A 20,223-nucleotide genomic window follows, 5' to 3' on the forward strand; every position below is an offset into this window, starting at 1 on the left:
GCTCCCCCGGAGCCATCGCGAGCCCCCGCGAGCCCTTCGCAGCCGCCTGGCGCGGTCCCCGCGGAGTGCCGAGCTGGAAATACGGCGGAAAAACTCGGTGGTCCCCGACTACTGACAGATCAAGAAACGCCGGGTACCGTCACCTCCAGTTCACCCAGGTGGACGAGACCTCTCTTCCACTCGATCGTGGAAGATCCATTCCTTTACTCGGATCGTCCGGCACGTTCCTGCCGGTGAAGGGACATGTTTGCCATGGCTACTGTCACGTTCGACAAGGCGACCCGCATATACCCGGGTGGCACCAAGCCCGCCGTTGACCAGCTCAACATCGACATCGCGGACGGCGAGTTCCTCGTCCTCGTCGGTCCCTCCGGCTGTGGCAAGTCGACCTCGCTCCGCATGCTCGCGGGCCTTGAGGACGTCAACGACGGCGCGATCCGCATCGGTGAGCGCGACGTCACGCACCTCCCGCCGAAGGACCGGGACATCGCCATGGTGTTCCAGAACTACGCGCTCTACCCGCACATGTCCGTCGCCGACAACATGGGCTTCGCCCTGAAGATCGCCGGCGTGAACAAGACCGAGATCCGGGCGAAGGTCGAGGAAGCCGCGAAGATCCTCGACCTCTCCGAGTACCTGGACCGCAAGCCGAAGGCGCTCTCCGGCGGTCAGCGGCAGCGTGTCGCGATGGGCCGCGCGATCGTCCGTGAGCCGCAGGTCTTCCTCATGGACGAGCCGCTGTCGAACCTCGACGCCAAGCTGCGCGTCTCCACCCGTACGCAGATCGCGTCGCTCCAGCGCCGTCTCGGCATCACCACGGTCTACGTCACGCACGACCAGGTCGAGGCCATGACCATGGGCGACCGCGTCGCGGTCCTCAAGGACGGTCTGCTCCAGCAGGTCGACTCGCCGCGCAACATGTACGACCGCCCGGCCAACCTCTTCGTCGCCGGCTTCATCGGCTCCCCCGCGATGAACCTCATCGAGGTCCCCATCACGGACGGCGGCGTGAAGTTCGGCAACAGCGTCGTCCCGGTGAACCGCGACGCGCTGAAGGCCGCGGCCGACAAGGGCGACAAGACCGTGACCGTGGGCGTCCGCCCCGAGCACTTCGACATCAGCACCGGCGCGGACTCCGACGCGAAGACGCTGAGCAAGGACACGGCCCCCGGCCTTGAAGTCACCGTCAACGTGGTCGAGGAGACCGGCGCCGACGCCTTCATCTTCGGCACGATCGAGGTCGGCGGCGAGCGCCGCGACCTGGTCATCCGCGGCAACAGCCGCGCGGTGCCGGAGAAGGGCGCGACCCTCAACGTCGTGCCGCGCGCGGGCGAGTCCCACGTCTTCTCCACCTCGACGGGCGAGCGCCTCAGCGACTGACGCGCAGCGCGGCGCGAGACCGGCCGCGCGACGGCGAGACCCTCGCGGAATCGCTCCGACCGCGTCCGACACGGGCGGGATCGCCTCCGGCAGGAGCGGGATCGCGTCCGACAGGAGCCGGATCGCCTCCGACAGCAGTGGCCGTGTGGCCCCGTACCTCTTCGCGGGTACGGGGCCACACGTGTGTCCGCGCCGTGGGAGGGGCACCGGCGGTGCCGGGGGGCTACGGGTTCCGCGTGACGTACGCCGGTACGGGCCGCCCGCGAACGGCCCCCGTCAACACGGGATTCGAAAAAACCCTTCGAACCATCCCTCACGCGGGTGACTAAATGTCGCCATATCACTACCGGCCGCTACGCTCGCCCTCGTGACCCACTCAGCGCGGCGTATCGGCCGAACTCTCGCATTCGTACTGCCCGTCGTCCTGGTGCTGTCCGGGACCCTCGCGGTGGCCCGTGTCCCCTGGGCGACGACGCCCGGGACGCAGGCCCTGACGGCCTCCTCGGAGACCGCGTCGGCTCCTGCCAAGTCCCGTACGCCCCAGGACATCCTCCGGGACAAGCTCCTCGTGGAGCTTCAGGAGAAGGACCCGGGCATCGCCCTCACGCACCTCCAGCGCGAGGTCGAGGCGCGCCCCTCGCTCGCCAAGCACTGCATGTCGATCGCGCGGGCCCTCGGCCGCGCCGCGGTCCAGCACTACGGCCCCACGCGCGCGCAGTCGTTCTCACGGCCCGTGTGCGACACGTCGTTCGCGTACGGCGTCTCGCAGCAGGCGGCCGGCAGCTGATCCGTACGGGCCCGGCAGAAACCCCTGCCCCCGGGTCCCCCGGCCTCCCGCATCCTCGGCGGTGTTCGCCGCGCCGTCCCGCATAGGGTGCACGCCATGCATACGTTTCCGACGCAGGCGGTCGTACTGGCGGGCGGCCAGGGGTCCCGGCTGCGCCCGTACACCGACGACCGCCCGAAGCCGATGGTCGAGATCCCCGGGACGGGGACCCCGATCATCGGCCATCAGCTGTCCTGGCTCGCCGCGGAGGGCGTGACGGACGCCGTCGTGTCCTGCGGCCATCTCGCCGAGGTCCTCCAGGAGTGGCTGGAGTCGGCGGCGGCGCAACTGCCGTTGCGGGTCACGACGGTGGTGGAGTCGGAGCCCCTGGGGCGTGGCGGCGGCCTCAAGCACGCTGCGGCGCATCTGCCCGACGCCCACAAGCCCTGGTACGCGACGAACGGCGACATCTGGACGCGGTTCTCGCTGCGCGAGATGGCGGCGTTCCACGGGGAGCGCGACGCGACGGCGACACTCGCCCTGGCCCGGCCCCGCATCCCCTGGGGAGCCGTGGAGACCGACGAGTTCGGGCACGTCCTCGACTTCATCGAGGCGCCGCCCTCGCCCTATCTGATCAACGCCGGTGTGTACGTGTTCTCCTCGGACTTCACCGCACTGCTGCCGGACCGCGGCGACCACGAACGCACCACCTTCCCCCGCCTGGCCCGTGAACGGCGCCTGGCGGGCTTCCCGTTGCCGCAGGGCGCGTACTGGCGCGCCATCGACACCGCGAAGGACCTGACCCAGGCGGCGAAGGAACTCGCGGCGGGAACCACACTGCCGCCCGCGTAGCGCACGGACCGCCCGCACCGCCCGGCTTGCGTGGTTCACACAAGCCGCATCGTCCGCGCAGAAGGGGCGTCGAGCCGGCCGCTGGTGCCGTCCCGACGCCCCTTCGGCGTCCCACTTCCGCCCGACGACGCAGCCCACGCCCCCCGACGCCGCCCGTCGGCCGAGCAGACGCCGCCGGTCGCCGCCCGTCAGCCGAGCAGGCCGCCGATGGGGTTTCCGCCGCCGGAGGACGAGCCGCCCGACGCGTCGCCGCCCTCGCCGCTGCCCGACGACTCCTGGCCGCCTGAGGACGAGGAACCGGCGCTCGCTGAACCGCTCGTGGACGGTGCGACGTTCTGGCCGCCCGTCGCGGGCGGCGCCTGCTGGTGCGTCGCACCCGACGTGGCCTGCGTACCGCCGCCGCTTCCGCTGTGTGTGGGTACGCCGCCCAGCGTGGCGCCCGTACCGGTGCCGCCGCCCGTCTCGGTGGTGGCGCCCGGGGTGCCGGGGGCGGAGTGGCCGGACGCGGCCGGGCCCCCGGAGTGGCCGGCGGACGGCTCCTGGCTGTGCGTGGCTCCCTTGCCGTGCCCGCTCGTGCCGGGGGTCCCCGAGGCACTGGCGCGGTTCGCGGAGTTCTGCGGCATCGGCTCGCCGGGGAGCTGGTTCACGGGATCGTGGTTGGGGCCGGGAACGGTGACCACGCCCGACGAGCGGACCGCGCCGCCGAGCACCGAACCCACCAGCAGGGTCAGGCCGATGACCACGCTCGCGACCACCGTGCCCCGCCGCAGCACGTAGCGGCGCAGGTCCAGCAGGCTGGAGCGCGGGCCGAGCCTGCGCCACGCGTCGCCTGCCAGCTTGCCGTCCACGGAGTAGACGGGCGCTCCCGCGATGATCAGCGGGGACCAGGCGGCCAGGTAGATGAAGTCGGGTGCGTCGTACGCGGGGACGGTCTTCCAGCTGACCGTGACCAGCAGGGCCGCCGACAGCAGCGCGCCGAGCGAGGCGGCGACACGCTGCCAGAGCCCGAGCGCGGTCAGCACCCCGGCGACGATCTGGAGGAACGCCACGCTCAGGCCGGAGCCGACCGGGTGGGAGAGCGCGAACTCGCGCAGCGGTTCCGCGAGTGCCCACGGGTGCAGCGAGGTCAGCCACTTGACCATGGAGCCGCGCTCGCCGCCGTCGAAGTAGACGGGGTCGCACAGCTTGCCCATGCCCGCGTACACGGAGATGAGGCCGAGGAAGACGCGCAGCGGGAGCAGCACCACACCGAGGTTCATCCGGCGGCCGGGGAAGTACGCGTGGCGCACCGCCGTCTCGCTCCCGGCGGTCCGCACACGCCGCCGGGAGCCGGTGTCGGTCAGCTCCTCGTCGGGCGTGAGGTCGTACGCGCCGGTCTCGTCGTCGTCCCCGGGCACGCCGTCCTGGCTGTACAGGTCGTCGGAGCCATGGAGCTCGTCGCGGTCGTCGCGCTCGTGGAGGCCGTCGCGGCCGTACCGGCGGCCGCCGTCCCGGTCGTACGGGCTGCCGTGACCGTCTCCCTGGCCACCGGGCGCGACGGGCGCCGCCGGGGCGTCGTACGCGCCGACGGCCTGCCGCATGGGAGGAAGCAGCGGCCCGTTGCCCCGGCCGCGGCCCCCGGCCACCGGGGTCTGCACGGTGTTGTCGCCGTCGACCTGGACGCGCGGGATGACCTGCGTGGCACCCGCGTCGTACGAGCGGGTGTCGTACGGCCGGGTGTCGTACGAGCGCGGGCCCTCGAACCCGCCGCCCACGACCGGGGCACCGCCGCGCGCGGTGGTCGCGCCGGAGTTGCGTACGGCCCGGAGCAGACCGCTCGCGGCGGGGTCGCCCGGCTCCGATCTGCCGCTCCACACGACGGGCGCCCTGCGACGCCCGGCGCCCGTGCCGCGCGGCGCGTTCGCGTCGCGGACCGCCGGGATGCGCGCGGTGTCGCCGACTCCCGCTCCGACCGGTGCGCCGCGCTGCGCGGCCGCACGGCGCGGAGCCGGGCGGCTGGGCGTCGCGAGCTTCACGCGGAAGCTCGCGTGATTCACGATGACCTGCGCGGGATCGCTGTCCACCTTGAGCATGCTCAGGGGCGGTTGATCGTCGAACCCGGACCGGGGCGTTCTGGTGTCCACACTCATCTAACCGAGTGACCTGTGTTTAGGACACTGCCTTGACATGCGGGAAATGTCCGAGACCCGTCAAGATCATTCCCTCGCCGCCGCGTTCAGCCGCCGCATCCAGCCCCGCGTTCGGCCCCGCATCCAGCCCCGCGTTCAGCCACCGCGTTCAGCCGCTGAGTTTCAGCGGCCCCGTCGACCTCCCCCGGCCGTACGGGCCTCCCGCGGCGTCAGCGGTCCCGGCCACAGGGTCCGCACAGCGATGGACGGAGCGGCTGATCGGTTGCCTGCCTCCTCCGGTTCTCACGTAATTCTCACATCGTGTGCGTGCGCTCGTGAGGGCGCTCTCAGAATCACGGCATAGAAATCACGTGAGACGGAGGGGCGTTCGGGCCGGTCCGGGGGACCCCGGAGCGATGCCGGACGGGGTCGGGCGGCGCCGGGGACGAGACCGGGCGCTGCCCGGGCAGGGCCGGGCCGCTGCCCGAGTGCCGCCCGGACACCGCCGGGCCGGCCGGGCGGCGCCGACGCCCGCCCGACGCCGAGGCGGACAGTGACACCGCCGCCGACGCCTTCCCAGGTCGAACCATGTGCCGAACCGTGCTTTGTGAAGGATGTGCGCACCATGCCTGCCAGCCGTACCGGAATGCGGGCCGCCGCCCGTACCGCCCGCCGCGCCCTCGGCCGGGTGAGAGCGCGGGCCGCGGGCCGGCCCGTTCCGGCGGCCCCGGCGCCCAAGGGCCAACGGCTCGTACCCTCGCCCGTGTTCGTGATGTCGTCGGTACGGTCGGGCTCGACGCTGCTGCGGGTGATCCTCAACAGCCACCCGCAGATCCGCGCGCCGCACGAGATGCACCTGCGGACCCTGGAGGTCCGGCAGACCAAGGACTACACCCAGAAGGCGATGCGGCAGCTCGGCCTCGACAGCGAGGAGCTCGAACACCTGCTGTGGGACCGGGTCCTCCACCGCGAGCTGGCCCACAGCGGCAAGGAACTGATCGTCGACAAGACGCCGGGCAACGCGCTGATCTGGCCCAGGCTGCACGAGGCCTGGCCGGACGCCCGTTACCTGTTCCTGCTGCGCCACCCGGCCTCGATGGTCAGCTCACTGATGAACGGACGGCCCGGCCGGCAGCCGGCACAGACCGTCGCCGAGGTGAAGCGGTACGTGGACGCGGTCGACGAGGCACGGGGCCGGCTGCCGGGACTCACCGTGCGCTACGAGGAGTTGACCGAACACCCGATCGACGTCACCCGCGAGATCTGCGCCTTTCTCGGGGTGGAGTGGAACGAGGGCATGCTGGAGTACGGAAAACAGGAGCACGGCCCGTTCCAGGCCTACATCGGCGACTGGAGCGACACCATCAAATCGGGCAAGATCCAACGAGCGCGTGAACTGCCCGGGCCCGACGAGGTGCCGGATTCCTTGAGGGAGGTCACGCGCCGCTGGGGATACGAATGTTGAGCAGTCCGAACGAACCGACCACCGACGGGCCCCGTACGACCAACGGAACCCGCACCACCGACGAGACCCGCACGACCCCCGGTCCGGCAGCCGCGAAGACGCCCGGCCAGGACCCCGATCCCGCGCCCGGTTCCGCGCCCGGCCCCGACCGCGATCCCGCGCCCGATACCGCCTCCGGCGAGGCGCCCTCTGAGGTGAAGGTCTCGGTGGTGGTCGCCGTCTACAACCCCGGGGCGGCGATCGACGAGCTGATCGCGTCCCTGCTGCGGCAGACGATGCCCGCGGGCGCGTGGGAGGCGGTCTTCGTCGACGACGGCTCGACGGACGGCTCGGGCGCGCGTCTCGACGCGCTGGCCGCGGAGCATCCCGGGTACATCAGGGTCGAGCACATCCCCAACTCCGGCTGGCCGTCCAGGCCCCGCAACATCGGCATCGGCCTCGCACGCGGCACGTACGTGCAATTCGCGGACCACGACGACTGGTTCGGCGACGAGGCCCTGCAACGCCTCTACGCGTACGCGGAGGAGAACGGCGCGGACGTGGTCGTCGGCAAGATGGCGGGGCGCGGCCGGAACGTGCCGCGCGAGCTGTTCCGCAAGAACCGCCCGGACGCGACGCTCGCCAAGGACCCGCTGATCGACAGCCTCACCCCGCACAAGATGTTCCGGCGGCGGTTCCTGCTCGACGAGGGCCTGCGCTTTCCCGAGGGCAAGCGGCGCCTTGAGGACCATGTGTTCGTCACGGCCGCGTACTTCGCGGCGAACCGCGTCTCCGTCCTGTCCGACTACGTCTGCTACATCCATGTGGCGCTGACGAACGCGTCGAACGCGGGGTTCCAGCGCTTCGACCCCGCGGGCTACTTCGGCAACCTGCGCGAGGCGCTCGACATCGTGGACGCGCACACGGAGCCCGGCGCCTTCAGGGACCGGCTGCACCGCAGGTGGCTGCGGGTGGAGATGCTCTCCAGGCTCACGTCGGCCCGCCATCTGGCCGCGCCCGACGAGTGGCGCAGGTCCTTCTTCCACGAGGTGCGGGCGGTCCTGACCGAGCGCTTCGCGCCGGGCGTCGCCGCCGGCCTGCCCGCGGCACAGCGCGCGCTGGCGGCACTGGTGGAGGCCGACCGCTTCGACGCCGTACGGGACCTCGCGCTCTGGGAGTCGGGGGTGCGCGCGAAGGCGACGGCCCGGATCACCGGTGCCCAGGAGATCACGGTGGAGGGCGAGTTGACGGCGCCGGGCGGCGCGCCGCTGACGTTCCGGACGGTGGAGGGCAAGGACGTCCTCACCCCGCCCGTGGGTGATCTCCCGCCGGCGGTGCTGGATGTCACCGCGCGGGTCCGGTCCGCCCGGATGGACCTCGTCGCGCGGCGGCACGGGGGCAGCGGCGAGGAGTTCTTCGTACCGGGCGAGATGACCGTCACCCGCGTCCCGGTGTCGGACGACACCTTCCGCCTGCACCACCGCACCGTCGCGAAACTGGCCCCGGACACTCTCAACTCCGGCCGCAACGCGGGCCAATGGGAGCTCAAGGCGCGCATCAACAGCTGCGGCTGGACGCAGGACACAGGGCTGCCGGTGTTCCTGAGCATCGCGAGCGACGGCGCCCCGCCCCTGCTCAAGAAGGGCACGGCCACCCCCTTCATGGCCCGCGTCAAGCGCCGCGCGCGCCGCCTGGCGGGCGGCGGCGGCAGGCGGTAGCGGCCCCCGCCCCGGCCCCCCCCGCCCCCCCCGGCCGGGCCCTCCGGCCGGCCGACGCACGGCCCTCCGGCCGGCCGGTGCACGGGGGCACCGCGGACAAAGCGCTCCCCGCGGTATGGACCAAGCCCTGTTCCTTGGCTACGCTCCGCTCAAGTCGCCGTCCGATCACGGCACTTGGGCACCAGCTGTTCCACCCCCACAGTCCGGGACACAGAAGGGCCATCCCCCATGAGACGCTCCACACTGATCCGTACGGGCCTCAGTACGCTCCTGCTCGCGGGCACCTGGGCCGCCGCCGGAGCCGTACCCGCGGCCCAGGCCGCGCCGGCACCCGCCGCCGGCGCGAAGGCCACCGCCAAGGCTCCGGCCTCCGCCGGCCTGATCTCCGCGATGCAGAAGGACCTCGGCCTGACGAAGAGCCAGGCCACGGCCCGGCTCGCCGCCGACAAGAAGGCCACGGCGGTCCAGAGCAAGGCGCGCGGCGCCGCGGGAACCTCGTACGCCGGCGCCTGGATCGCCAAGCCGGGCGGCACGCTCACCGTCGCGATCACCAGCGAGAAGAAGGCCGCCGCCGTGCGCGCGACGGGCGCGTCCGTGAAGCTCGTCCAGCACACCGCGCGGCAGCTCGACGCGGTCAAGGACCGCATCGACAAGCTCTCGGCGCCCGCCGGGGTCAGCAGCTGGCGGGTCGATCCCGCGACGAACCGCGTCGTGGTGGACGTCGTCGCGTCCCAGAAGAATGACAACGATGTCCAGTCGTTCGTCTCGCGGGCTCTGAAGACGGGCCCCGTCACCGTGGAGAACGTCGCCGCGAGGCCCGCCACGAAGGCCGCGGGCACGGTCGGCGGCGACCCCTGGTACACGGGCAACGTCCGCTGCTCGATCGGCTTCTCGGTCAACGGCGGGTTCGTCAGCGCGGGCCACTGCGGCCAGCCCGGCGCCTCGGTCTCCGGCTGGGACGGCTCGTACATCGGCAACATCCAGGGGTCGACGTTCCCGGGGAACGACTACTCCTGGGTGAACGTGGGCAGCGGCTGGTGGACGGTGCCGGTGGTCCTCGGCTGGGGCACCGTCTCCGACCAGCTGGTCCGCGGTTCGGCCGCGGCACCGGTCGGCGCCGCGATATGCCGTTCCGGCTCCACCTCGCACTGGCACTGCGGCAACGTCCAGGCCACGAATGTCACGGTCAACTACGCGCAGGGCGCGGTCTATTCGATGACCCAGACGAGCGTCTGCGTCGAAGCCGGGGACTCGGGCGGCTCGTACATCAGCGGCGACCAGGCCCAGGGCGTCACCTCGGGCGGCTCGGGCGACTGCACCAGCGGCGGCGAGTCCTTCTTCCAGCCGATCAACCCGATCCTGAGCCACTACGGCCTGACGCTCCAGACGTCGGCCTGAGGCAACGGTACGACACGGGGGCGGTGCGGCGGCACCGCCCCCGCGGTCCGGGAAACGGCCCCGCGGTCCGGGGACACCTGCCCCCCGTGGTCCCGGGACACCGCCCCGCAGCACCGTGAGACCTGCCCCGCCGCAGGGGCGGCATCAACTCCCGCGCCCCGGAGCAGCGCCGTCACCGGCCCCCGGATCGAAGCCCCCGCGACGGCCCTCGGTCGGGGACGTACGCGCCCGTCACACGGTCCGGGCGGCCCCGCCACGCCTCCGTGAGGCGCGCAACCGTGACCAGCGCCGCGAACAGTATCCCCAGCCAGGAGACCCAGCTGCCCTGTGCCGCGAGCGCCCCGGCACCGTGGGAGAGCGCGTGGTTGAACACCCGCGCCTCCCAGAACAGCCCGGCGAGCGGGGCGGCACCGGCGAGGGTGAGCACCGTGCCGAGGACCGCGTTCACCGGACTCCACCGGCCGATACGCGCGTTCACGGCCTGGAGGACGACGCCGAGCACGGCGAGGCACAGGAAGTACGGCACCCAGCCGTGCCACAGCGCCGGCGCGATCACGGGCACGGGCCGGCCCGCCGCGTCACCGACCGGCGAGATCCACCGCTCGGCCACCAGGAGCGCGATCACGAGCGCGGTCTTGGCGCCCGTGCCGATCACATCGCTCCAGCCGGGCACGGTCCTGCGCACCTCGATCAGCGGGAGCTGGTCCGGCGTCCACGCGTCGCCCGCGCCGGCGCCCTCGCGCACTCCGGCGACCGTCCTGTCCACGGCGGCGAACAGGGCGGTGACACCCACGGCGAGGTACATCGCCACGGTCAGTGTGGTGCCGAGCGGACGGAAGACGGTCACCCACACGTCCTCCCCGTGGGCCACGTCGACGAGGGCGAGCACCACGTACACGACCGGCAGCACGGTCAGGCACAGCCCGCGCAGCGCCCGGACGTAGTCGGGGAAGGACTCGGGTCCCACGAGCGCCAGGGAACGATGCGCGTAGCGCGCGGCCAGCCGCGCGGGTGCGCCCAGCTCGGCCAGCGCGGCGTACTCGGCCTCTTCCGGCGTCGCCCCGCGCTCCGCCCGCGCGTCGGCGTCGTCGCCGATCTCGGCGCGCAACTCCCGCTCGATGTCGGCCCGTTGCCTCTCCGAAACGCGTCGCGTCACGGCGGCGACGTAGCGGTCGGTCAGGGTCTGCGTGCCACTCACGGCTTCCGCCCTTCGATCGGTTCCGGATCGAGCCGCTCCAGGGCCGCGTCGATCTCCTGCCACTCGCGCCGCAGCAGCCGCGCCAGCCGGACGCCGTCCTCGCTGGTGCGGTAGATCTTGCGCGGCCTGGCCTGACCGGTGTCCCACTCGCTCGTCAGCAGCCCCTGGCCCTCCAGCCGCCGCAGCAGCGGATACAGGGTGTTGGCCGCCACGGGCACGCCCGCCCCCGCGAGCACGTCGAGCAGCCCGTAGCCGTGCCCGGGCTCCCGCAGCGCGAGCAGGCTCGCCAGCACCACGGAGCCGCGCCGCAGCTCCTGCCGGTGCGTGTCGAGCATCCCGGATTCGTCGTCCATGCGTCACACGATACTGTGCGCCGCACACTATCGTCCATGCTCCGTGGTGGCGTCGTCGCCATACGTCGTCATACGCCGCCGGGCCGCCCGGCCGGAGCCGGACGGCACGGGGTGTGCTGCGCAGCCGCGTGGTGTTGTGCGAGCTACGCGCCGCCGGTGTCGCCCCCGGTCGGCCGGGGATCGCGCGGCGCCTCCGGAGGCATCGGCCCCCCGTCGTGCTTCCCTCCGTCCGAAGCGGCCTCGGCCGGATACGGGAAAGGAACACCGCGCCAGCCCGCCGCGTCGGGGACGCGGGTCTCAAAGGTCTCTGCTCTCATCCGGACCGTCATACGAATGAACTCCCCTGCTCCTGAGTCTGGTTACGGTGCCGGCCGAGTTCGGCGCCGCAGTCGGCGGCCACAGCCGCGTCCCCGATACGGAGCGCCTCGCGTCGCTGCTCGAAGAGCGCTGCGCACACGTCACAACCGGGAAAGGGAGCCACGTCGCCGGACGTCGTCTCTGCCACGACCGCAACGCTAGGAATCCGTACGGACCGCTCGCCACGCATGTGCGCGTGCTTGCGCGCGGTCATCCGGTCGCCGCACACGCCGTGCGGGGACGTGCGGGTGTGGGCGCGAGGGCGCGAGGGCGCGCCAGGCGGGGTGCCCGGATCAGCCGTGGTCCAGCGCTTCGATCGCGGAGGTGATCAGCGCGCGGGCCCCGGCGCCATAGACGGCGATGTCTGCGAGTGCGGCGAACGTCCGCGCGTAGAGGCTGATTTCGCTGGGCTGTTGCAGGGTGACCTCGGCCGTCACCAGTTCGACCACGACCCGCTCGTCGTCGAAGATCCAGAAGCCCTCGACCGGCCACACGGTCCGCGTCACGTGCGCAGGGACTACGCCGAGGCTGACGCGCGGATTGGCCATCACACCGAGGAGATGCCCGAGTTGGGCCGCCATTGTCTCGGCGGGAGCAACGCGCGCTCGCAGCGCGGACTCCTCCAGGACAAGGGCAAACGTACGGTCACCGTGGTGCAGCACACTCTGCCGCTCGATACGGGCGGCGACGGCCGCGTCGGTGTCGTCGGGAAGGCCCTGGAATGCGACGATGGCCCCCATCAGTGCCCGCGCGTACGGCGCTGTCTGCACGAGTCCGGGCACCACGCCGGGTTCGTAGACCCGGAAGCGCCGCGTTCTCTCGTACAGCGGGACGGCCGCACGCTGCACCTGCCGAAGCCCCGCGGAACTCTGTCGCCGCCACTCGACATACATGCCCTCTATGCCGCGTGCGGTCGCCGTCAGATCAGGGATCTGGTCCTCGGCGCCGCACACAGATGCCCAGACCCTGATGTCCTGGTCCGACGGCGACGCGCGGCCGTGCTCCAGCCGGGAGCACTTCGACTCGTGCCAACCCGCCCGCCGTGCCAGCTCACGCGCCGTCAGGCCCGCGTCCAGCCTCAGCTCCCGCAGGCGACGGCCAAGGGCCTGTCGAGCCTGCTGAACGCTGGAAACCGAGGAGCACACGGGCCGACGAGCCTGTCAGACGATCTCGTACTCGGCGTGTGGAACCGCACGCTCCCACACCGACTCGAACGCCGTCGCGCAGAGTTTCACGACCTCCGCTTCGGTGGTGAACTCGTCGTGTTTCTGCGCGAATTCACCGTCTCCCGCAAAGTGCAAAAACTGCACGAGGCGGTTGTCGAACAGCCAGAAGTCGTTCCCGGGGAGCGCGAGATCCGATGCCCGTCTCCGAGGCAGCCAACGCACCTGCTCGCCCCCGGCGATGTTCCCGGGCGTGAAGTAGTGCTCGTATCGGATGTAGTCGGTCACGGGCTCGGAGACGATACGGGCGCGCCGCACTGCGACACCCCGCCCGGTCGTCTCCTTCATGAGTGCGACCCACGGCCGCATGTCCGGGTCCTGGACGGGATCGATGCGCTCGCCCCGCTGCCAGGCCGCGAACCCGGGGTCGGAGGTCATGTAGCCGTCCCGCATCTCCAGATGCAGTGCCGAGACCTTCGCCTCACGGAACAACCGCCCGAAGTCAGGCTCCGCCATGACGCACCTCCGGGAAGAACTGCATCATGCGCTTCGGGAACTCGATCACCGTCTCGTGCGCCGGGATGTTGAGCTGTTCCAGCCTGGCGGCGTCGATCACCTTCCAGCCTTGCAACAGATAGTTATCACTGGCGTCGTCGTAGTAGACGGTTGGCGAACCGCCGTTCTTGCTCTCCGGGTCCTTCCCCAGCCTGTGTAAAGCCACAGCCACTCCTCCATCGAGTTCATCGCGTGCACCGAACTCATCGAGGCCGATGCCCGCGTCGCTGTGATCAAGCTTGCTGGGAGAGGTCCCCCGCCCGCCACGAACATGCGTGAACTTGCACGCCGGAGCGTATGGTTCGCGCTCGGCGCGTATTGACGCGGGGTCAGGCCGCCCTGCGCCGCGCCGTCTCGTAGAGGACGATCCCCGTCGCCACGCCCGCGTTGAGGGACTCGGCGCCGCCCGGCATGGGGATGCGGACCCTGAGGTCGCAGGTCTCGCCGACCAGGCGCGAGAGGCCCTTGCCCTCGCTGCCCATCACGATCGCGAGGGGGCCGTCGAGCGCCGCCACGTCCGTGATGTCCACGTCGCCGTCCGCCGCGAGGCCGATGACCGTGAGGCCGGCCTTCTTGTACGCCTCCAGCGTGCGCGTCAGGTTCGTGCAGCGCGCTACGGGGGTCCGTGCCGCCGTGCCGGCGGAGGACTTCCACGCGCCCGCGTTCATGCCGGCCGCGCGGCGCTCGGGGACGACCACGCCGTGGCCACCGAACGCCGAGACGGAGCGCACGATCGCGCCCAGGTTCCGCGGGTCCGTGACGCCGTCGAGCGCGACGATCAGGGGCTCCTCGCCGTCGTCGAGGGCCGCCGCGACGAGGTCGTCGGGGTGCGCGTACTCGTACGCGGGGATCTGGAGGACCAGGCCCTGGTGGTTCAGCCCGCCGGTGAGCCGGTCCAGCTCGGGCTTGGGCGCCTCCATCAGGTGGATGCCGCCGCGGTCGGCCGCCAGCTTCAGGGCGTCGCGCACCCGGTCGTCGTTGTCGATGAACTGCTGCACGTACAGCTGCGTGGCGGGCACACCGTCCCGCAGCGCCTCGAAGACCGGGTTGCGGCCGACGACCATGTCGGTCGTGCCCTTGCCGCCGCGGCGCGCCCGCTGGGGGCGGCCCGCCTGCTGCCTGGCCTTCGCGTTGGCGATGCGGTTCTTCACATGGCCCTTGCGTGCGGACGCGGGCGGCGTCGGGCCCTTGCCTTCGAGGCCGCGGCGCCGATTGCCGCCGCTGCCGACCTGCGCGCCCTTCTTGCCTGACGCGCGTCGGTTCCTGGGCTGGCTGTTCCCGGCCATGGTGGTGTGCCTACCTGATTCGTGGAGTTGATGGGTTCCCGTGCGCGCACGGTTCACGTACGCGCACCGACGTGGTGCCCGTGCACCGACGTGGTGCCCGTACCAGAGTACGGAACCTCGCGGCGTCACGCCGAACCCCGTACGAAACCCCTGGCGGGCGCCGCCTCAGCGCGTGCCGAGGGTCCAGCGTGGGCCGGACGGGCTGTCCTCGATGACCAGCCCCGACTGCTGGAGCTGGTCCCTGATCGCGTCCGCCGTCGCCCAGTCCTTGCGGGCCCGCGCCGCCTCGCGCTGATCGAGCACCAGGCGTACGAGCGTGTCGACGGCGCCGTGCAGGTCCGCCCCCTGCTCCCGCTCGCCGGCCCACCGCTCGTCCAGCGGGTCAAGCCCGAGGACGCCGAGCATGGCCCGTACCTCGGCGAGCCGGGCGACGGCGGCCTCCTTGTCGTCGGCGGCCAGCGCGGAGTTGCCCTGCCTGACCGTGGTGTGGACGATGGCGAGCGCCCCGGGCACGCCCAGGTCCTCGTCCATCGCCGCCGCGAACGCGGGCGGCACCTCGGCCGCCGGTTCGACCGCTCCCCCGGCCTTCTCGACCACGCGCTGGATGAACCCCTCGATGCGCGCGAACGCCGACTCCGCCTCGCGGAGGGCCTCCTCGCTGTACTCGATCATCGAACGGTAGTGGGGCGAGCCCAGGTAGTAGCGCAGCACGATCGGGCGCCAGCGCCTGACCATCTCCGAGACAAGGACGCTGTTGCCGAGCGACTTCGACATCTTCTCGCCGCTCATCGTGACCCAGGCGTTGTGCAGCCAGTACTGGGCGAAGCCGTCGCCGTACGCCTTGGACTGCGCGATCTCGTTCTCGTGGTGCGGGAAGATCAGGTCGAGGCCGCCGCCGTGGATGTCGAAGACGGGCCCCAGGTACTTGTGGGCCATCGCCGAGCACTCCAGGTGCCAGCCGGGCCTGCCGGGGCCCCAGGGCGTCTCCCAGCTGGGCTCGCCCGGCTTGACGGCCTTCCACAGCGCGAAGTCGCGGGGGTCACGCTTCCCGGTCTCGCCCTCGCCCGAGGGCTGGCGCAGGTCGTCCAGGTCCTGGTTGGACAGCCCCAGATAGCCGGGGAAGGACCGCACGTCGAAGTACACGTTGCCGTCCGCGGCGTACGCGTGGCCGTTGTCGATCAGCGCGCGCATCATCTCGGCCATCTCCGGGATGTGCCCGGTCGCCCGCGGCTCGTAGGTGGGCGGAAGGCAGCCCAGAGCGTCGTAGCCCGCGTTGAACGCGCGCTCGTTCTCGTAGCCGATCGCCCACCAGGGGCGGCCCTGCTCCGCCGACTTCTTGATGATCTTGTCGTCGATGTCCGTGACATTGCGTACGAACGTCACGTCGAAGCCGCGGTACTCGAACCAGCGGCGCAGGATGTCGAAGTTGAGGCCCGACCTGATGTGCCCGATGTGCGGGGCGGCCTGCACGGTGGCGCCGCACAGGTAGATCGAGACGCAGCCCGGAATGAGCGGGGAGAAGTCACGGATCTGCCGGGCGCCGGTGTCGTACAGCCGAATAGTCACGGGTTCAGAGTAGTGCGCGCACGACCGTGCCCGTGCGCGATGATGCCACGGACTTGAGGTCCGTGACCGTCCCCGACGCCGTCCCGGCGGCCGGCGGCGTATCGCGGCGGTACCGGGATGCGTCAGGGGCGGGCGGCAGCCGCGCGGAGCGTGCCGCCGCCCTTCACGACGCTCGTACGTTCCCCGGCTCGCCCCCGCACGGCCGCGCCGTCCCGCCGCCGGACTCACGGCCCGCAGCACGGCCCGACCTCACGCCGCGCGGACGACCAGTGCCGTCGCGATCGCGGCGAGGCCCTCGCCCCGGCCGGTGAAGCCGAGCGCGTCCGAGGTGGCCGCCGAGACCGACACCGGCGCGCCCGCTGCCTCGCTGAGGACCTTCTGCGCCTCGTCCCTGCGCTTGCCGATCTTCGGGCGGGGGCCGACGACCTGCACCGCGACGTTGCCGATGGTGAAGCCCGCCTCGCGCACGATGCGCGCCGCCTCGGTCAGCAGGGCGAGGCCCGACGCGCCCGACCACTCGGGACGGCCGGTGCCGAAGTGCGCGCCGAGGTCGCCGAGGCCGGCCGCGGAGAAGAGGGCGTTGCACGCCGCGTGCGCCACGACGTCCGCGTCGGAGTGGCCTGCCAGGCCCGGCCCCTCGCCCTCCCAGAGCAGACCCGCGCACCACAGCGCGCGGCCCTCCTCGAAGGCGTGGATGTCGGTGCCGACACCGACCCGCGGCAGCACCGCCGCCGCAGCCGACCCCGCGGCTGTGCCGGTCCCCGCCGCCGCACGCTCAGAACTCATCCTTCGCCCGCCTCCTCGCCAGTACGGCCTCCGCGAGCACCAGGTCCAGCGGTCGCGTCACCTTGAACGCCTCCTCGTGGCCCGGCACCACCACCACGGGTGAACCGAGCCGCTCCACCATTCCCGCGCAGTCCGTGGCGCCGTCGCCGACGCTGCCCATGGTGTCGTGCGCGAGTTGCAGGATGCCCCGCTCGAAGCCCTGGGGCGTCTGGACCGCGCGCAACGTGGCGCGGTCGGGCGTGGCGATCACGGGTTCCGGCCGCCCGCCGGGCACCGGCTCGACCTGCTTGACCGTGTCGGCGAGCGGCAGCGCGGGCACCACCGCGGGGGCGCCCGCCCGTACGGTCTCGACGACCGCGTCCACGGTGTCCACGGGCACGAGCGGCCGGGCCGCGTCGTGGACGAGGACCGTCGTGACACCGTCCGGGAGGGCCTTCAGCCCGAGCGCGACCGACTCCTGGCGGGTCTCACCGCCCGGCACCACGATGTAGTCGGTGCGGTCGGGGAGCGCGTGCGTGTCGAGGAGGTTCTTGACCTCGGGCGCGCCGTCGGAGGGGGCGACCACGACGACCAGTTCGACGGCGCGGGACGCGGCCATGGCACGGACGGCGTGGATGAGCATGGGGGCACCGCCCAGCGCCCGGAGCGCTTTGGGGGCGCCAGGACCGAGCCGCACGCCACGGCCCGCGGCGGGGATCACGGCCGCTGTGCGGTGCGGACTGGCTTCGTCTGGCATCGGGTGAACTCCGGCAGGTTTGTATCCGCGCCCGACCTGGGTATGGCCTGAACGTGCCGGGCGCGGCGCCTTGACCGGACCCTTCCGTGACCATGGTCAGGAACTGTCGCGCCAGCTTTGTGCAGAGGGGCAGCACGCTGGGAAACGGGGGATGTACACCGGGCGGGGAGCAGGATTCGGGTGTACGGACATGCCGCGGCGCCCGACGACACGACGGGGGCGGCGCGCTCCGCATCGACGTATCCAGGGCGCGCACGCGTTGGTGCTGGCCCCTGGCATCCGCTCACCCGTCCACCCGTCTCGCAGGCCGATGACGGCCGACAGACGGACAGTGGGGGTGTGGTGGATGCGTACGGTCGATGAGTGAGGACGTGTCGCCGCCCGCCGGTCAACGGGCACCACGGCACAACTGCTTCATTGCTTCACTGCTCGGCTGCGACTTCCGTCCCGCTTCGCCGTCGTCACGCGCTGGGCGCGCGCACACCGGCCGGCGGGCGACACCGCATGGTGGTTCAGGACGCGAGGACCTCGTCGAGCAGGGCCTCGGCCTTGTCTTCGTTGGTGTTTTCCGCGAGGGCCAGCTCACTGACCAGAATCTGCCGCGCCTTGGCGAGCATGCGCTTCTCACCGGCGGAGAGACCGCGCTCCCGCTCGCGACGCCACAGGTCACGCACGACTTCGGCCACCTTGATGACATCGCCGGAGGCGAGCTTCTCAAGATTCGCCTTGTAGCGGCGGGACCAGTTCGTCGGCTCCTCCGCGTACGGTGCCCTGAGCACCTCGAAGACCCGGTCCAGCCCGTCCTGACCAACCACATCGCGCACTCCGACGAACTCCGCATTGTCCGCCGGCACACGCACCGTCAAGTCGCCCTGGGCGACCTTGAGCACCAAGTAGGTCTTGTCCACGCCTTTGATCTGGCGAGTTTCGATAGCCTCGATCAGCGCGGCCCCGTGATGGGGATAGACCACGGTGTCGCCAACCTTGAACGTCATGTGACAGGTACCCCTTCCGTGGCTATCCAGAGTAACACGAGAATGCCTTCATCTGAATGGCGTTTTCGCAGGTCAGGCCGCATCTCGGGGCTTGACAACAGCCATGGGAACGTGCTGCACCCGGCTCCCGGAGGCGGGTATGCGCAGGTCATGGGCACTGCGCGGGCGCGCGGAAACACGCGCGACACCTGTTGCACGACACCGTCCAAAGCGGCCGAACGTCCCCATTTGTCGGTTTCGTGACGGCAAAATTTCCACATCGTGTTCGGTTTTCGATGATCCATCCGAGTGGGAAACCGGGCGGATACGGACTGGAACAGAGATCACATCCGGCCACTCCGGGACCCCTGTGCAAGGAGTGACGCGAGTGACTCGGCAAGGGCCGGGCACGCAGCGGTCCGTTCTCCCCCGGGAAGGCCGCACGTCTTCCGCCGGGAAGGCCGCACGTCTTCCCCCGGGAAGGCCGCCGTCTTCCCCCGGGAAGGCCACGCGGTGAGATCGCGGGAGACCGTTCGTAGATCGCCGGAGATCACCGGAACCCCGACGCGGAATTCGGGCAGGTCGAAGCCGATCCATTCGCACCGAAGCGATTCCAGGCGAATGGACGGGGAATGCCCGCGAACCGGGAAATGGATCATCCGGATTATGTGAACGGCCACCGAAGACGAGTGATCCGGAACGGGAACGAGCCGCCCGCCCGCCCCGGGGGGCGGGTCGGGTGCGGGGCCGCGACAACGGGTCGGTAACCTGAGGCGGCCGAGACAGCTTTAGCCCGTGCTTACGCATGAGTGCGGGCCCGCCGCCCCGGCACGGCGCACGTACCGCACCACAGCCGGAAACCGCACGTCCCATCCTTCGTACGTCCAAGGAGATGCCGCCGCCGTGAGCAGCAGCCTTCGACGCGGCGCCCTCGCCGCGACTGCCCTTGTGTTCCCACTCGCCACGCTGGCCGCGTGCGGCTCGGGCAACACCTCGCAGACCGACGAGGTAAAGCCGGACACCGCTGCCACCTCCACGGGTGACATCAAGGTCCAGAACATCACCGTCGTCACGCAGCAGAAGCCGGGCGCCGACGGTTCCGCCGCCGTCACGGGCAAGGTCTTCAACAACGGCCGTACCGCGCAGACCCTCCAGTCCATCAAGCTGCCCGGCACCGGTGCCGTCGTGAAGCTGAAGCCCGCCAAGGGCTCGGGTGCGCTGACCGTGCCCGCCCTGGGCGCCGTACAGCTCGGCGGCAAGGGCAACGCCTCCGCGGCGGTCAGCGGCCTGCCGGCCGGCAAGAACGGCAACGCGGAACAGGTCGTCTTCACGCTCAGCAAGACGGGCGACATCGGCGTGCGCGCGCTCGTCGTGCCGGCCACGAGCTACTACGGCCAGGTCGGCCCGACGGCGCCTGCGTCGCCGAGCGCGCCCGCGTCGCCGTCCGGTTCGGCCTCGGGCTCCCCGTCGGGCAAGCCCTCGGGCTCCACCTCCGGCAGCCCGTCCGGAACCGCGTCCGGTTCCAGCTCGGCCGGCACGGGCGGTACGGGCACGGGCGGCGGCGCGATCACCGGCTGAGCCGA

19 protein-coding genes are annotated in these 20,223 nt (G+C 71.6%); 7 read left to right on the plus strand and 12 right to left on the minus strand.

Annotated features, from left to right (window positions below):
• Window positions 1-252: 252 nt before the first annotated feature.
• The 3 genes from LCE31_RS05100 to LCE31_RS05110 all read left to right on the plus strand — a co-directional run bounded on the left by LCE31_RS05100 (window position 253) and on the right by LCE31_RS05110 (window position 2,998).
• The gene (locus LCE31_RS05100; protein WP_225012758.1) at window positions 253-1,380 is read left to right on the plus strand and encodes an ABC transporter ATP-binding protein; all 1,128 of its coding nucleotides are present in this window, start codon (window positions 253-255) and stop codon (window positions 1,378-1,380) included.
• 367 nt (window positions 1,381-1,747) lie between these two features.
• Entirely contained in the window at window positions 1,748-2,167 is a 420-nt protein-coding gene (locus LCE31_RS05105) for a hypothetical protein (protein WP_225012759.1), read from the plus strand.
• 96 nt (window positions 2,168-2,263) lie between these two features.
• Window positions 2,264-2,998, plus strand: coding sequence for a nucleotidyltransferase family protein (locus LCE31_RS05110; RefSeq protein ID WP_225012760.1), 735 nt, complete (start codon window positions 2,264-2,266; stop codon window positions 2,996-2,998).
• A gap of 188 nt (window positions 2,999-3,186) precedes the next feature.
• On the opposite strand, the gene LCE31_RS05115 is transcribed toward LCE31_RS05110, so the two are convergent.
• Window positions 3,187-5,127 (minus strand): DoxX family membrane protein, encoded by a 1,941-nt coding sequence (locus LCE31_RS05115; protein ID WP_225012761.1) that lies wholly within the window; start codon window positions 5,125-5,127, stop codon window positions 3,187-3,189.
• 604 nt (window positions 5,128-5,731) lie between these two features.
• Here LCE31_RS05115 and LCE31_RS05120 point away from each other — a divergent pair.
• The 3 genes from LCE31_RS05120 (at window position 5,732) to LCE31_RS05130 (ending at window position 9,666) form a co-directional block, all read left to right on the plus strand.
• Complete coding sequence (locus tag LCE31_RS05120) at window positions 5,732-6,571, plus strand: sulfotransferase family protein (RefSeq protein WP_225012762.1); 840 nt, start codon at window positions 5,732-5,734, stop codon at window positions 6,569-6,571.
• Window positions 6,565-8,268 (plus strand): glycosyltransferase family 2 protein, encoded by a 1,704-nt coding sequence (locus LCE31_RS05125; protein ID WP_225012763.1) that lies wholly within the window; start codon window positions 6,565-6,567, stop codon window positions 8,266-8,268. Before LCE31_RS05120 ends, LCE31_RS05125 begins: the two co-directional genes overlap by 7 nt.
• Before the next feature lie 228 nt (window positions 8,269-8,496).
• Window positions 8,497-9,666 (plus strand): S1 family peptidase, encoded by a 1,170-nt coding sequence (locus LCE31_RS05130; RefSeq protein ID WP_225012764.1) that lies wholly within the window; start codon window positions 8,497-8,499, stop codon window positions 9,664-9,666.
• Between the two features lie 172 nt (window positions 9,667-9,838).
• Here LCE31_RS05130 and LCE31_RS05135 read toward each other — a convergent pair whose 3' ends face one another.
• From LCE31_RS05135 to LCE31_RS05185, 11 genes are all read right to left on the minus strand, one after another.
• The gene (locus LCE31_RS05135; protein ID WP_225012765.1) at window positions 9,839-10,864 is read right to left on the minus strand and encodes a permease prefix domain 1-containing protein; all 1,026 of its coding nucleotides are present in this window, start codon (window positions 10,862-10,864) and stop codon (window positions 9,839-9,841) included.
• Window positions 10,861-11,217 (minus strand): PadR family transcriptional regulator, encoded by a 357-nt coding sequence (locus LCE31_RS05140; protein ID WP_225012766.1) that lies wholly within the window; start codon window positions 11,215-11,217, stop codon window positions 10,861-10,863. The genes LCE31_RS05135 and LCE31_RS05140 overlap by 4 nt, the downstream gene beginning before the upstream one ends.
• 325 nt (window positions 11,218-11,542) lie before the next feature.
• Window positions 11,543-11,722, minus strand: coding sequence for a hypothetical protein (locus LCE31_RS05145; protein ID WP_225012767.1), 180 nt, complete (start codon window positions 11,720-11,722; stop codon window positions 11,543-11,545).
• 145 nt (window positions 11,723-11,867) lie between these two features.
• Window positions 11,868-12,719, minus strand: coding sequence for a helix-turn-helix domain-containing protein (locus LCE31_RS05150; RefSeq protein WP_225012768.1), 852 nt, complete (start codon window positions 12,717-12,719; stop codon window positions 11,868-11,870).
• Between the two features lie 15 nt (window positions 12,720-12,734).
• Window positions 12,735-13,253 (minus strand): DUF6879 family protein, encoded by a 519-nt coding sequence (locus LCE31_RS05155; RefSeq protein WP_225012769.1) that lies wholly within the window; start codon window positions 13,251-13,253, stop codon window positions 12,735-12,737.
• The gene (locus tag LCE31_RS05160) at window positions 13,240-13,458 is read right to left on the minus strand and encodes a hypothetical protein (RefSeq protein WP_225012770.1); all 219 of its coding nucleotides are present in this window, start codon (window positions 13,456-13,458) and stop codon (window positions 13,240-13,242) included. The genes LCE31_RS05155 and LCE31_RS05160 overlap by 14 nt, the downstream gene beginning before the upstream one ends.
• A gap of 163 nt (window positions 13,459-13,621) precedes the next feature.
• On the minus strand, window positions 13,622-14,578 hold the full coding sequence (gene rlmB / locus LCE31_RS05165; protein WP_225012771.1) for a 23S rRNA (guanosine(2251)-2'-O)-methyltransferase RlmB: 957 nt from the start codon (window positions 14,576-14,578) through the stop codon (window positions 13,622-13,624).
• A gap of 165 nt (window positions 14,579-14,743) precedes the next feature.
• Entirely contained in the window at window positions 14,744-16,144 is a 1,401-nt protein-coding gene (gene cysS / locus LCE31_RS05170; protein ID WP_225012772.1) for a cysteine--tRNA ligase, read from the minus strand.
• Window positions 16,145-16,393: 249 nt separating this feature from the next.
• The gene (ispF, locus tag LCE31_RS05175; RefSeq protein WP_225012773.1) at window positions 16,394-16,930 is read right to left on the minus strand and encodes a 2-C-methyl-D-erythritol 2,4-cyclodiphosphate synthase; all 537 of its coding nucleotides are present in this window, start codon (window positions 16,928-16,930) and stop codon (window positions 16,394-16,396) included.
• The gene (ispD, locus tag LCE31_RS05180; RefSeq protein WP_225012774.1) at window positions 16,920-17,666 is read right to left on the minus strand and encodes a 2-C-methyl-D-erythritol 4-phosphate cytidylyltransferase; all 747 of its coding nucleotides are present in this window, start codon (window positions 17,664-17,666) and stop codon (window positions 16,920-16,922) included. Before ispD ends, ispF begins: the two co-directional genes overlap by 11 nt.
• 512 nt (window positions 17,667-18,178) lie before the next feature.
• Window positions 18,179-18,661 (minus strand): CarD family transcriptional regulator, encoded by a 483-nt coding sequence (locus tag LCE31_RS05185; protein ID WP_003953493.1) that lies wholly within the window; start codon window positions 18,659-18,661, stop codon window positions 18,179-18,181.
• A gap of 882 nt (window positions 18,662-19,543) precedes the next feature.
• Here LCE31_RS05185 and LCE31_RS05190 point away from each other — a divergent pair.
• On the plus strand, window positions 19,544-20,218 hold the full coding sequence (locus LCE31_RS05190; RefSeq protein ID WP_225012775.1) for a DUF461 domain-containing protein: 675 nt from the start codon (window positions 19,544-19,546) through the stop codon (window positions 20,216-20,218).
• Window positions 20,219-20,223 lie beyond the last annotated feature (5 nt).

This window comes from Streptomyces sp. 8L, assembly GCF_020176795.1.
Lineage (GTDB): Bacteria > Actinomycetota > Actinomycetes > Streptomycetales > Streptomycetaceae > Streptomyces.

Excerpts from the sequence above, each read along its gene's own strand:
- LCE31_RS05100 (WP_225012758.1), top strand. The coding sequence starts at position 253 with ATGGCTACTGTCACGTTCGACAAGGCGACCCGCATATACCCGGGTGGC.
- LCE31_RS05110 (WP_225012760.1), top strand. The coding sequence starts at position 2,264 with ATGCATACGTTTCCGACGCAGGCGGTCGTACTGGCGGGCGGCCAGGGG.
- LCE31_RS05115 (WP_225012761.1), bottom strand. The coding sequence starts at position 5,127 with ATGAGTGTGGACACCAGAACGCCCCGGTCCGGGTTCGACGATCAACCG.
- LCE31_RS05120 (WP_225012762.1), top strand. The coding sequence starts at position 5,732 with ATGCCTGCCAGCCGTACCGGAATGCGGGCCGCCGCCCGTACCGCCCGC.
- LCE31_RS05125 (WP_225012763.1), top strand. The coding sequence starts at position 6,565 with ATGTTGAGCAGTCCGAACGAACCGACCACCGACGGGCCCCGTACGACC.
- LCE31_RS05130 (WP_225012764.1), top strand. The coding sequence starts at position 8,497 with ATGAGACGCTCCACACTGATCCGTACGGGCCTCAGTACGCTCCTGCTC.
- LCE31_RS05140 (WP_225012766.1), bottom strand. The coding sequence starts at position 11,217 with ATGGACGACGAATCCGGGATGCTCGACACGCACCGGCAGGAGCTGCGG.
- LCE31_RS05155 (WP_225012769.1), bottom strand. The coding sequence starts at position 13,253 with ATGGCGGAGCCTGACTTCGGGCGGTTGTTCCGTGAGGCGAAGGTCTCG.
- rlmB (WP_225012771.1), bottom strand. The coding sequence starts at position 14,578 with ATGGCCGGGAACAGCCAGCCCAGGAACCGACGCGCGTCAGGCAAGAAG.
- ispF (WP_225012773.1), bottom strand. The coding sequence starts at position 16,930 with ATGAGTTCTGAGCGTGCGGCGGCGGGGACCGGCACAGCCGCGGGGTCG.
- ispD (WP_225012774.1), bottom strand. The coding sequence starts at position 17,666 with ATGCCAGACGAAGCCAGTCCGCACCGCACAGCGGCCGTGATCCCCGCC.
- LCE31_RS05185 (WP_003953493.1), bottom strand. The coding sequence starts at position 18,661 with ATGACGTTCAAGGTTGGCGACACCGTGGTCTATCCCCATCACGGGGCC.